We start from the raw sequence: 12,859 nt of genomic DNA, 5'->3' as shown, positions 1-12,859 counted from the left end.
TCACACCTCGTTGTCCGATTGAAAGTTTTCACTCCTGTCCGGCTCAACCGCCTGCGGAATCATGCTTATCCTGTGGCTGTGGTATACGGGCAGTTGCCTGTGGGCAGCGGCTTTTCTGATTTTGTTTCTGATCACCAGACCGCCAATACCGATGCCGAAGAGCAGGCAGCAGAAAAGGATAATCCGGAGATTGACCGGGTTTGCCAGATACCGGAACCGGCGAAACCGGAAATCGGCATCACAGGCAAAGCAGCGGATCTGCTTCGGGTGAATCGGTTCGCCGCAGTCCGGACAGCGCATTTTCAGCTCCGAAGCAGGGCTTCAATCTCCACCTCAGCCAGCACCACCGGCACGCCGACGCCGAGCCGCTCCAGAATTTCCGGATGAATTTCACCGCCGTAGCCGAGTGCAACACCGGCAGGTGAAATGATGGCTGCGGACCTGCCGGCGATGAAGGGCATCCGGTCATCAGGGGTGAGGTTCAGCTCCCAGTCCATTTCCCGGAAGAGCGCCTCCAATACTTGGCGCAGCTCCGCAAAGCCGGTTCGGGCATCGGCAATGCCGAAACCGAGATGACGCCGGCTCCGGGCACCCGTTTCTGCCTGAGGCTCAATGGTAAAGATGTCGCCAATTTCAAATATCTTCTGAGGATAGGGCTGGGTGGAGTTGAAACTGAAGGTTTCCATGATCCCGGCAAGGAGATGGCGGCGCAGAATCCGCTGTTCAACACTGATCGGATTTTCCAGCACCACGGTCCTGCTGTCGTCCGCGATGCCCAGTTTTGCAAACTGTGCCTCCGGGCTGGAGAGGTTGAGGCTCATAATCTCAATAAACCCCAGACCGGTCATGACCCGGCGCACCAGGGCACAGAACTCCTCCAGCTGGCGGGGCTGGCTTGCGGTGACGGTGGGCAGGATTTCAGGCTTGAGCCGGTGATAGCCATAGGCGATCGCAATATCCTCAATCAGATCCCGGGTGTGCATCACATCGCTCCGATAGGGCGGAACGAGCACCCGGATTTGCCGATCGGAGAGCGGCTCGGCGCCATAGCGCATCCGCCTGAGAAGCTGAGCCGCCTCGTCAGTATCAAGGCTGATCCCGATGATCTTCCGGACTTCAGCCAGCTCCAGGACCATCGGCTCGGGGCTCATTTCCGGGGTGTTCCAGACCCTGCCGTCCGGATACTGGACCTTAACCCGCTCCACCCTGCCACCCAGATCAGCAAATACCGCCGCAATCACATTCAGGGTCCGGCAGACCGCATCCGGCTCCGGTCCGGTGACATCGATGAAGATGTCGGCAGTCTGCGGGGTCACTCTGGTCTGTTCGCTGTTGATGATCGGCGGCATTGAGAGCACCCGGTTCTTGGAGTCGGCAAGCAGGGGATAGAGTGAGAGTCCATCAAGCAGGTGCCGGTATGCCTGACCCTTGGGATGGGTGGCAAGAATTTCCTCCGGGGTCTGGAGTGTGCTTCCACCCAGCGGAACAAACCTCACTCCATCCGGTCGAACCGGCTGATAGACGATATCCGGCGTGATGGTGTTCAAATCGTAGATGCCGATTGATGCCCGGCGCCGGTCCCGTCCCAGACCCCAGTGCAGATTCTCCTGCAGGTCCATAACAACGCCCACCAGTTCATCATCAAAACGCAGCCCGCGCACCACCGCCGAGGCGATGAAGGGTCGGACTTCCTCCAGCCCGGGCTTGACCCACACCAGAATACCCGAATCCGGAAACCGGTATTCAGCCAGTCCGGTTTCAATCCCGAGGTAGCCCTTCAGCGCCCTTGCCAGTCCGCAGACATCAAACAGGTCCGGCCTTGCCGGCAGGAGGTTGATCTTCAGCGCACCAGTCTGGCTGTCAATCTCCTCAATATCACAGCCCAGCTCTGCCAGCACCCGGGCAATCTCTGCTTCAGAAAGCGTCTTACCCATCAGCCGGCACAGCAGTGCCGGTGAAATCGTTACTACCGGCACAGCTTTGCCTCCCGCAGCCAGCTGATATCTGCCCAGTATAATTTTCTGATGTCGGAAACTCCGAAGCGGAGCATCGCCAGCCGTTCCAGCCCCAGACCCCAGGCGAGCACCGTTGCCCGGCAGCCCAGAGGCAGGGTCACCTCAGGCCGGAAAACACCTGCACCGCCCATCTCCACCCATCCAAGCCGGCCGAGGTTGGCAAACACCTCAACGCTGGGCTCGGTATAGGGAAAGTATGAGGGACGGAACCGGACCTCAGTTGCCCCCATCTTGCGGTAGAACTCCGCGAGTGTCCCGAACAGTGTTACAAGGCTTGCCCGCTCGTCAATGATGATGCCGTCAATCTGGATGAACTCGGGCAGATGGGTGGCATCCATGTTTTCCCTTCGGAACACCTTGCCGATGCAGAACACCTTGCGGGGCGGAACGGGGTTTTCCGCCAGCGCCCGGATGGTTGCGGCGGTGGTGTGGGTGCGCAGCAGCAGCCGTTCTGCCAGCCCCTTCTGCCACCGGTAACGCCAGCCGCGGGAGCCGGTCTCACCGCCGTTCTCATGGGTCTGTGCCACCCGCGCCACCAGCTCCGGATCCGGGAGTCTGCCTGTGCCCGGTGTTGCCAGATAGAATGTGTCCTGCATCTCCCGTGCCGGATGGTCCTGAGGCTGAAACAGGGCATCAAAATCCCAGAATGCGGTCTCAACCACTGGCGAGGCGGTTTCCTCAAACCCCATCTCCAGAAACGCCCGCCGCGCCTCGCTGATGATCCGCTGCAGCGGGTGCTCCTTGCCGGGATAAACCTCCTTTGCCGGCAGGGTGACATCATAGCGCCGGAACCGGACCTGACGCCATCTGCCGGTGGTGATCAGCTCCGGAGTGAGCTGGGTTACTTCAGCGGTCGGTTCGCCGCCTTCCGCCTGCTTCTGTGCCGCACCGACTCCTGCCGGAGTCAGTTTCAGCTCCCGCTCCACCCGCTGCCGGATGCGCACCAGCTCCTCCCTGCCTCTCAGGAGTTTCACCGCTGATTCAACATCAACCCCCGCAAGCCGCTGTTTCAACTCGGGCACTGTGATCCGTTCCTTAACCTGCTCCAGAATCAGCTCATCCGGCTCCCGGACACCGGCAAGCGCCTGCCTGCCCTTTTCGGTCAGAACCAGCCGGTACCGCTCCCGGGAAAACCAGCCCCTTTTTGTCAGCCACTTAACCTCGGAGCGCACATCCTCCTTGCCCAGAATTACCGGCAGCCGGCTGAGCTCAACTGCCGGGATTTCACCCAGCTTCTCCAGCGCGGTCCGCTCCGGCAGTTTTCCGCTCCATTGGGGACCCGGGATCAGCTCTTCAAAGGTATGCTCAATAATCTCCACCAGCCCGGACTCCTTCAGCTTCACCGCCGCCGCCATTACCAGCGACTGATCGGTTTTCAGCCGGTTTACCAGTTCAGTGACAGTCAGCCGGTTTTCCGGCGCCTCAAGCAGAGCCCGCAGCAGTTCCGGCTCGAGGTTCATTTCTTCAGCTGAAGCCGGGTCAGAATCAGCTCCTCCAGATCCGGCCTGGACTTCTCCTGGAGCCGGTAGCGGACCCGGATCACCGGTTTGTTGGTTTTGATCAGCCGGCTCAGATCAATCGGGGTTCCGCTCACCACCACCTCACACTCCGCCCGGTTGATCGCCTCTTCCAGCTCTTTCAGCTGTTCCGGTGAATAGCCCATTGCCGGCAGGACCCGGTCCAGATGCCGGCTCCGCTCCAGCTCTTTTGCCAGCGTTCCCCGCGCATAAGGTCTGGGATCGATGATCTCCCGGGCGCCGAACCGCTCCGCCGCAATCCTGCCCGCACCATAGGGCATCTCACCATGGGTCACGGTCGGACCGTCCTCAATCACCAGCACCCGCCGGTCCAGGATCCTCTCCGGATCATCAACACTCAGGGGGGAATCGGCATGGACGATCACCGCCTGCGGATTGACCTGCCGGATCTGCGCCATCAGGCTGGCGATCGCCTCCGGTGTCGCGGAATCCTCCTTGTTGATCACCACCACATCCGCCATCCGCAGATTCACCTCACCGGGATGATAGGCAAGGGTATGCTCCTGGCGCAGCGGATCGGTGAGCACAATCAGCAGGTCCGGCACATAGAACGAGATCTCGTTATTCCCGCCGTCCCAGACAATGACATCCGCCTCCTGCTCCGCCTGTTTCAGGATCTCCTGATAATCACAGCCCGCATAAATCACCATCCCCTGCTCAATATAGGGCTCATACTCCTCCCGCTCCTCAATCGTCACCCCGGCACGGTCCAGGTCCTCAAACGATGCAAACCGCTGCCAGATCTGCTTCTCCAGCTCGCCGTAAGGCATCGGCTCCCGGATCGCCACCACCCGCAGGCCCTGACCCTTCAGAATCTCATAAACCCGCCTTGAGGTCTGGGATTTGCCACAGCCGGTCCGGACCGCACACACCGCCACCACCGGCCGGTTCGCCTTAATCTGCAGCAGGCGCGGCGGCAGCAGCCCGAACCGGGCACCGGCAACCAGCGCCTCGGATGCCCGGTGCATGACAAACTCATGCTTGACATCCGAATAGGCAAAATACACCTCATCCACCTTCAGTTTTTTTATCAGCTCGGGCAGGTCATGCTCATAATAGGTCGGGATTCCGTCCGGATAAAGTCTGCCTGCCAAGACCGGAGGATAGCGCCGCAGCTTGCCAACCGTTCCCAGATTCTGCTCTGCTGCCATCGTGAACCCCACCACCTCATACTCCTCATTGTCCCGGAAGAACATATTAAAGAGGTGGTAGTCCATACCGGCAGCACCCATGATAATTACCCTTCGGCGCATCAGAACCTCTCCGTCATTGACTTCGCCTGGAGAAACAGCAGCAGATAGTCCCTTCCGCCCGCCTTGGAATCGGTCCCGGACATGTTGAACCCGCCAAACGGCTGGACATCCACCAGTGCACCGGTGCACTTGCGGTTGAAATACAGATTACCGACATGGAACTCCCGCTTTGCCCGCATGATCTTCTCCCGGTTTTTCGTATACAATGCACCGGTCAGCCCGTATTCAGTGCCGTTGGCAATCGCCAGCGCATCGCTGAAGTTGCGCGCCCTGATCACCGCCAGCACTGGTCCGAAGATCTCCTCCTGGGCGATCCGGGCGTTGCGTTTGACATCGGCGAAAATCGTCGGCTGAATGAAATAGCCCTGCCGGTCGTCACCTCTGCCTCCGCACACCAGCCTGCCCTCGTTTTTACCGGTCTGAATATAGCCCATAATGCTCTTGAACGCCCGCTCATTGATCACAGGTCCCATCCAGTTCTCCGGCTCCTCAACCGGTCCGACCTTAATCTTCTTCACCCGCGCCACCAGCATCTCCAGAAACTCATCATAAATCTTGGTATCCAGCACCAGCCGGGAGCAGGCAGAACACTTCTGCCCCTGAAAACCGTAGGCGGAAATCGTCACCCCTTCCACCGCGCTCTTCAGATCCGCCTCCGAATCCACAATAATACAGTCCTTACCGCCCATCTCCGCAACTACCCGCTTGATCCAGATCTGACCCGGTGAAATTTTGCCTGCCCGCTCAATGATTCCCAGCCCGACATCCTTGGAGCCGGTAAAGGAGATGAAGCGGGTTTTCTGGTGCTCAACCAGATAATTGCCCACCGTGCTTCCCGGACCGGTGATAAAATTCACCACCCCCTCGGGCAGTCCAGCCTCCTCCAGACACTCCATAAACAGGCTGGCAATCAGCGGAGCATCCGATGCCGGCTTCAGCACCACGGTATTACCGCTTACCGCCGCTGCAGTGGTCATGCCCGCCATGATCGCACAGGGAAAGTTCCAGGGCGGAATCACCACCCCGACCCCGAGCGGAATATACCGGACCTCCTGAATCTCACCCGGATACGGCGTCACCCCGCACGGCTGTTCATACCGGATCGCCTCCCGGCTGTAAAACTCAAGAAAATCAACCGCTTCCGCAAAGTCGGCATCCGCCTCAATCCAGTTCTTACCCACCTCCAGCACCATCGCCGCATCAAACTCAAACCGCCGCTGCCGCATAATCCGGGCAGCACGGAGAAAGATCGATGCCCGCTCAATCGCCGGCACAAACCGCCAGCTCTCAAAGGCGCGCCAGGCCGCCGAAAGCGCCGCCTCCGCCTCCTTTATGGTTGCCTGCTGAAAGGTGCCGACCGGACTCCTGTCTGACGGGTTAAAGGACTGAAACTTCTCCCGGGTCTTAACCCTTTTACCGCCGATGATCAGCTCAAACTCCCGGTCGCTTTGCGCCTTCAGCCGGGAGATCGCCTGCTTCATCCGTTCAATATTTTCCGGCTTGGAAAAATCAAGATACTGCTCATTGGCAAATGGTGTCAGCATAACTCCTCCTGATTGTTTTGATAACACCTGCTGATTACTATTATTTTCAAACAGTGGTGACCGCCTGCAACCATTTAAAATAAAATACCCGCTCCTGCCTCAAAAGTCAAATTCACCCCTGCCCTGAAAAAGGAAACCGCCCGGAATTTGCGGTCCGGGCGGCATAAACTGCAACCGCTTTTTACCTGCCAATCACCAGCTTGCCTGTTCCCGCAAACCCCGGTCCCCGGACCTGAAGATAATAAACACCCGGTGCCAGCCGACCGGAGCTGAACTCCGCCCTGCCCGCATTAAACCTGCACCAACCGCGCTGAACAGCCCTGCCCGCAGGATCAAACAGCACCAGCTCCGCCTGCCCGTTGCCCGCACCCGGCACCTGAATCCAGACCCGGTTCTGCGAAACCAGCCCGGCTTGCACCCGCAGGACCGCACCCGGCTTTGCAACGCCCGGACTCATCCCTCCGCTCCGGATGTCCCCTGGCGGCAGGGCATACCGCCAGAACTCCAGGGTCTTATTCCCCTTGAACGCATAAAACGCATCGCCACCGTAAACGATATCTGCGCCCGCCTTCACCCGCTTCTTCTTACCGGTTGACCCCTGCGACGGCATCGTATCAATCTCCACCCAGCTGTCGCCAGCAATATCGTACCGCCAGAACTCGCAGGTATTGGCACCCTTCAGCGCATAGATACTCCCATTAAAATAGGCACCACACCCGCCATCCTTGAGCTTCGTGCTCCTGCCGCTTCTGCCCGCAAACGGCAGACCGCTCAACAGATGCAGGGTATCCCAGTGGCCCGCACCGATATCATAACGCCACAGCTCATTATACTTCGCCCGGCAGCCATAGATACTCCCCGCATTGTCATACACCATAAACGAACCGTTATCCCACTTCGGCTTGCCCGCAGGCGGAGCCGGCTCCAGCTCCTCCCAGGTCCCGGTGCTGATCCTGAACCGGTAAAACTCATTCTTATAACCCTTAAGCAGGTAGATGCAACCTTCCGCCTCAATATAAACCATGTCGGTCCCGCCCTTCACCGCCTTACCGCTCACGCCTGCAGGAATGTCCTCAAGCTGAACCCACCCGCTGTCCGCATTGAACCGCCAGAACTCCCGCGTGTTATTGCCCCGCACCAGATAAACATTACCCTGGTTATCACTTGCCAGCCGGGCGCCCTTACCGGGCAGCTTACCGTTCGGCCCGGTCGGAATCACCGGCAGCGTCACCCAGCTTCCCAGATTCGGCTGATAGAAATAGAAATCACCGCTCCGATTACCTTTAATCGCATAAATCCGGTTCTCCGCCTCACAAAAGGCGAGCGCACCACCATCCTTAACCTGTCTCCCCGAAGGTCCGCTCGGCACTTGTGTCATCTCCATCCAGCCATAAGGACCGGCGGTGATCTGAAATTCAGCCTGAACTACATTATTGTTTAGGTTCTGGTCAAAAGCCCGGTAGGTGGAACAGCGCACAACATAACTGCCGAGTGGATGGGGCTTGAACCATTCAACAAAGGTGACCTGAGTGGACTCACCCGGACCCAGACCGGTCACGGTCACACTGTCCAGATATAGCCGCGCACCGCCCGCACGGAAAATTGCGCAGTATGCCTTCAGACCGCTCGGCGCACTCCCCCGGTTTGCGACCACCGCCCGGGGCTGGATTACCGTGGCGGTATCAATTGTTCCGGTCGGAAAGAGAACTCTCAGCGCGGCCACATCCGGCTGAATGTATTTAATGACCAAAGCATCATACCCGCTCATAGAACCGCCGTAACTCACTCCGCCTACAAACACATTCCCCCAGGCGTCAAGTCTGAGCCCGTAGCCGTAATCCATCCCGTTTCCCGGTCCGTTGTAGGTTGCCTCCCAGCGCAGATTTCCATCCGGACTGTAGGAAATGGTCAGAAAGTCGTAATTGGAGCCCCGGGCAACTGAACCGGTAACATACACATTACCCCTGCTGTCAATGGCAATCGCCCGGCCGTATTCATTATTGTTCCCGGTATCATACCGCCGCAACCAGACCTGCTGGCCCAGACTGTTATACTTGATGGTCACCACATCGTAAACCGTATTCAACCCGGTACTGTAGCCGGTCACATACACATCACCATTCCGGTCCGCAATCACCCCATAGGCATAATCATAATCGTTACCATCGCCATTGTAACGGGCAACCCATTCCCGGATGCCCGAGGGCGAATACCTGATCGTCAGATAGTCATAATCAGCGGTCCCGGTACCCAGACTGTAACCGGTAATATAACAGTTACCCAGGCGGTCGGTACAGACCGCAAACGCCATATCGGCTCCATTGCCATCACCATTATAACGATCAAGCCACTGCTGGACACCGTTGGCGTTGTATTTGATCGTCAGCATGTCATTACCCGCCTGCGTATAGCCGGTTACATAGACACTTCCGCTGAGATCGGTAGCGATCGCCTGCGCCCGCTCACTGCTGGCACCGGCATAACGGGCAACCCACTGCCTTGCTCCAACGGCAGTGTATTTGATTGTGCAGATATCATCGTAGGTACTTGCGCTGTAACTGTAGCCGGTAACATACACATTACTACTGGAGTCAAGCGCAATTCCGTAGGCAATATCGCCGGAACTCCCCGGACCGTCATAACGGTCACTCCAGCGGAGGTTGCCGTCCGGGTCATAACTCAGGACCACATAATCAGAGCTGGTAAGACTGTCGGTCGAGTAACCGCAGACATAGATGTTACCGTTCTTATCCACCACGACCCCGTTTGCCACATCGTTAAGCCCGCGCCAGTCATAACGCCGGACCCAGCTGAGCGTGCCATCGGGCGTATACTTCACAACTAAAATGTCCTGAGCGGTCAGCTCGCCGATTGCATAACCGGCACCGATCACATTCCCCCATTGGTCGGTAGCGACTGAGACAATTAGATCGTTATAATTTCCCACCCCGGTCCAGCGCCGCACCCAGCCGGTGTCAACCTGTGCCAGACCGGTTGCGGATAACAAAAGCATCAAAAACAGAACTGACAATGCGCCTGACCTGATTACCCCCTCACGCCCGGTAAATGCCCTGTTTGACAGTAATACCTTCTGCCGAGCCATACCGCCTCCTTTTTTAAAACAATTTCCCCGGGAAACTCGGATGTAACCACCGATGCCCGCGCTCCAGTTATCTTATCAAAAATTCTGCTGTCTGTCAATGGAAATCATTCAGGGTGCCGGGCTGATCCAGCAGGAGTGAATCCGGCTGTTTTATAACTTGCTGCAGGAGTTTGAACTTCTGGAGGTTGGCGATCACAATCAATCCCAGTGCAACCAGCAGCACCACTTGAAAAAGCCAGACCAGTATCCCGAGCCGGCTCCGTGCCCGCTCCTGCCGCTCCAGTCGCCGGAACGCAGCCAGAATCTGACGCGCCTTTTCCTCATCCGGATCAGGCAGGGGCGGCTTCACACTCAATCATATTTTGATCCGCATTAATTGTCAAGCAGGAATTTTGCTGTTATAGTGTCTAATTATTGTAAATGCCAGACAAAAAGGAGTTAGCACGATGAGTATGAAAATCAAGGCTGGATTTACTGCCCTCATATTTCTCAGTCCGGTCTGGTCCCTGCTCTCTGCCCAGCCGGCACCGGAAGCTTCGGTCCGGGGCATGGGATTAATTACCGGACAGATCTGGAATCCGCACGACAGCACTCCGGTAGAGTATGCCAATATTGTGCTTTACCGCCAGCGGGATTCCGCACTGGTAAACGGCACGGTTACCGATGCCCAGGGTAGATTCACCCTTACCCAGCTGCCGCCGGGCAGATACTACCTTGAGGTCTCATTCATCGGCTTCCGCACCAACCGGGTGCACAACATCCAGCTTGCACCCGGCGCCCGGCTCGACCTTGGGAAAATCCCGCTTGAACCGGCGGTCATCTCGATGCCCGGAGTTGAAGCAACCGCACAAAAGCCGAAACTGGAATTCAGAATTGACCGCAAGGTGATCAATGTCGCCCAGAACCCGGCGCTCCAGACCGGCACTGCGGTTGATGCGCTGGAAAACGCGCCATCGGTCAAAGTTGATCTTGAGGGCAATGTCAGCCTGCGCGGACTCTCCAGCTTCACCGTCCTGATCGACGGCAGGCCCTCACCCCTTGAAGGCAGTGAGGCGCTCCGGCAGATTCCCGCCAGCACCATTGACCGGATTGAAATCGTCACCAACCCCTCGGTTAAATACGACCCGGAAGGCAGAGCCGGCATCATCAATGTCATCCTCAAAAAACAGCGCCCCGCCGGCATCTCCGGCATTCTGAACCTTAATGCCGGCACCAGCGAACAGCTCGGCGCCAGCCTGCTTTTAAGCCTCAGAACCGGCACCAGCACCTTCTACCTCAGCCCCAACTTCAACCAGGGCGGATTCCCGGGCAGCCGGGAAATGACCAGCTGGGTTCTGAACCCGGCAGGCGACACCACCCACCGCACCTCCACCGGCACAATGTCCTTTCAGCACCGGTTTTACGGACTCCGGGGCGGTGCGGACTTTCAGCTCACTCCTTCTGACTGGCTCAGCCTCTCGGGCTATTTCGGCGGTAACGGCAACCGGCGCGGTCAGCAGGCAGACTATTATGAATGGAAAACACCGGACCCGACCGCCGAGACCCTGAACTATCAGGGTGCCACCGCCTCCTTCGGCACCGGCACCATCTTCACTGCCAGCCTGGATGCGGGCCACAACTTCGGCAGAAAAGGGCACGACCTCCAGCTCCACACCACCCTCCGGGGCAGATCCAGCACCGACTCCACCCTCACCGAAGAGTCACTTGCCGGCAGAATCAGAGCCGGGAGAATGACCCGGGAGACCCATCAGGGCATTCCGCTTGATCTCAAACTGGACTACGCCCTGCCATTGAGGGAAAAGGACAAATTTGAAGCGGGCTACCAGCTCCGGCTCCGCTTCGGACCGGACCAGAACACCTCTGCCGCAACCTATGACACCGCCACCGCCCGCTACCAGGAGGACACCATCTACCGTCAGAGCTCAGTCCAGCGCGACCGGGTTCATGCCTTCTACTCCACCTATTCCTTCAACTGGCAGGGCTTCGGTGCCATGCTCGGCATCAGAACCGAATACTCCGGCAGGACCGTCACCATCAACAACAGCACCTTCACCCCGCTCAATCGCTGGGATTTCTTCCCCAGCCTGCACCTCTCCTACAGTTTTCCGCAGGAACAGCAGATCATGGCAAGCTACACCCGCCGGATCGACCGGCCCGGCGGCTGGGACCTCTCACCCTTCCTCACCTGGATGGATGCCAGAAATGTCCGCCAGGGCAACCCCGGCCTCAAACCCGAATACCTTGACTCCTATGAAGCCGGATTTGTCCTCCCCTTTGGTGCCAACCGGCTCGCCCTTGACGGCTACTACCGGATTACCCACAATGTCATTGAGCGCTTCCAGTCCATCTACCGCGACGACATCATCCTGCACACGGTCCGAAACATCGGCTCGGACCGGGCACTGGGCTTGGAAATGAATCTGGATCTCTCCCCCTTCCGCTTCTGGAACATCACCCTCACCGGCGACATCTATGACTACCGGCTCAAAGGCATGCTCGACACCACAACCATCACCCGCAAAAGCTTCAACTGGGAAGCAGGACTGACCACCGACCTGACCCTGCCCACCGCCACCCGGCTCCAGCTCAATGCCCGCTACGAAAGCCCGAGCACAACCCTGCAGGGCAGAGAAGGCGGTCATATCTGGACCGGAATTTCTGCCCGCCAGATGCTGTTCAACCGCCAGCTCTTCATCACCCTTTCGGTCCGCGACCTGCTTGCCACCAGCTGGCACGAAAACGAGACAGAAACGAAGACTTTCTACACCCGGTCCCGCTTTGGCAGGAAAGGACCTCAGCTCTCACTTGGTATAACCTGGAACTTCAACAACTACAAACCGGACCGCCGGCGCCCGACTACTGGCGAAGAAGATGAGGATACCACTGCGCCTGTATTTGAATATTAAAAAACAACGGCGCCCGGTTCTTGTTTCCGGACGCCGTCAGGAGGTACGATGGTTTGCAACCGAGCCTGCTCTGCGGTCTGCAACCGCCCGCTAATTTCCGAGAAAAAGCTTAAAATAGTATTAGAAAAACCTTTTTTGTCAATGAGAAAAAATTGATTTCTTAATCATTGAAAAAAATCAACTTATGCAAACACGCCCCAAAAACAGAACCCGTTCCGGTTTACCCGTAATTACAGGTTATTGATTTGCTATGCTTTAGCCGATTATACCCCCTGGAACCAGGCTTAATCCCGGGGTCGGCACTAAAATCCAGCATCAGCTTAAATACTATCAGATCAGGAACTTAAACACATTAAACCGCCGGCGCTACCGCAAACCCCAGATGTGTAGTTACACTATTTCAAACCTCCTCCCTGAAACTTATAACCCCGACGGTAGGGGGAACTGCGGGGAGGGCAGGTTCTCAAGGGGTATAAAGATGTAATATATTGAAAAACAGA

8 protein-coding genes are annotated in these 12,859 nt (G+C 57.5%); 1 reads left to right on the top strand and 7 read right to left on the bottom strand.

Annotated features, from left to right (window positions below):
- The 7 genes from ABIK48_04805 to ABIK48_04775 form a co-directional block, all read right to left on the bottom strand.
- Positions 1 to 300: a hypothetical protein gene (locus ABIK48_04805; GenBank protein MEO0021475.1), complete on the bottom strand. Its 300-nt coding sequence runs from the start codon at positions 298 to 300 to the stop codon at positions 1 to 3.
- A gap of 2 nt (positions 301 to 302) precedes the next feature.
- Entirely contained in the window at positions 303 to 1,976 is a 1,674-nt protein-coding gene (gene pheT / locus ABIK48_04800; protein MEO0021474.1) for a phenylalanine--tRNA ligase subunit beta, read from the bottom strand.
- Positions 1,967 to 3,475, bottom strand: coding sequence for a phenylalanine--tRNA ligase subunit alpha (locus tag ABIK48_04795; GenBank protein MEO0021473.1), 1,509 nt, complete (start codon positions 3,473 to 3,475; stop codon positions 1,967 to 1,969). The genes pheT and ABIK48_04795 overlap by 10 nt, the downstream gene beginning before the upstream one ends.
- Complete coding sequence (locus ABIK48_04790) at positions 3,472 to 4,806, bottom strand: cyclic 2,3-diphosphoglycerate synthase (GenBank protein ID MEO0021472.1); 1,335 nt, start codon at positions 4,804 to 4,806, stop codon at positions 3,472 to 3,474. Before ABIK48_04790 ends, ABIK48_04795 begins: the two co-directional genes overlap by 4 nt.
- Complete coding sequence (gene pruA, locus ABIK48_04785) at positions 4,806 to 6,350, bottom strand: L-glutamate gamma-semialdehyde dehydrogenase (GenBank protein ID MEO0021471.1); 1,545 nt, start codon at positions 6,348 to 6,350, stop codon at positions 4,806 to 4,808. Before pruA ends, ABIK48_04790 begins: the two co-directional genes overlap by 1 nt.
- Positions 6,351 to 6,531: 181 nt before the next feature.
- On the bottom strand, positions 6,532 to 9,453 hold the full coding sequence (locus ABIK48_04780; GenBank protein ID MEO0021470.1) for an SBBP repeat-containing protein: 2,922 nt from the start codon (positions 9,451 to 9,453) through the stop codon (positions 6,532 to 6,534).
- Positions 9,454 to 9,547: 94 nt separating this feature from the next.
- Positions 9,548 to 9,802 (bottom strand): hypothetical protein, encoded by a 255-nt coding sequence (locus ABIK48_04775; GenBank protein ID MEO0021469.1) that lies wholly within the window; start codon positions 9,800 to 9,802, stop codon positions 9,548 to 9,550.
- Between the two features lie 103 nt (positions 9,803 to 9,905).
- Here ABIK48_04775 and ABIK48_04770 point away from each other — a divergent pair, with 103 nt between their 5' ends.
- Positions 9,906 to 12,359, top strand: coding sequence for a TonB-dependent receptor (locus ABIK48_04770; GenBank protein ID MEO0021468.1), 2,454 nt, complete (start codon positions 9,906 to 9,908; stop codon positions 12,357 to 12,359).
- Positions 12,360 to 12,859: the final 500 nt, after the last annotated feature.

Source organism: candidate division WOR-3 bacterium (genome assembly GCA_039801085.1).
GTDB lineage: Bacteria > Hydrothermota > Tepidihabitantia > Tepidihabitantales > Tepidihabitantaceae > JAOABP01.
This window is presented reverse-complemented; position numbering and strand designations above follow the sequence as displayed.

What these genes read in the sequence shown, in the direction of transcription:
- ABIK48_04780 (MEO0021470.1), bottom strand. Translation starts at nt 9,453, where the DNA reads ATGGCTCGGCAGAAGGTATTACTGTCAAACAGGGCATTTACCGGGCGT.
- pruA (MEO0021471.1), bottom strand. Translation starts at nt 6,350, where the DNA reads ATGCTGACACCATTTGCCAATGAGCAGTATCTTGATTTTTCCAAGCCG.
- ABIK48_04770 (MEO0021468.1), top strand. Translation starts at nt 9,906, where the DNA reads ATGAAAATCAAGGCTGGATTTACTGCCCTCATATTTCTCAGTCCGGTC.
- ABIK48_04795 (MEO0021473.1), bottom strand. Translation starts at nt 3,475, where the DNA reads ATGAACCTCGAGCCGGAACTGCTGCGGGCTCTGCTTGAGGCGCCGGAA.
- ABIK48_04790 (MEO0021472.1), bottom strand. Translation starts at nt 4,806, where the DNA reads ATGCGCCGAAGGGTAATTATCATGGGTGCTGCCGGTATGGACTACCAC.
- ABIK48_04805 (MEO0021475.1), bottom strand. Translation starts at nt 300, where the DNA reads ATGCGCTGTCCGGACTGCGGCGAACCGATTCACCCGAAGCAGATCCGC.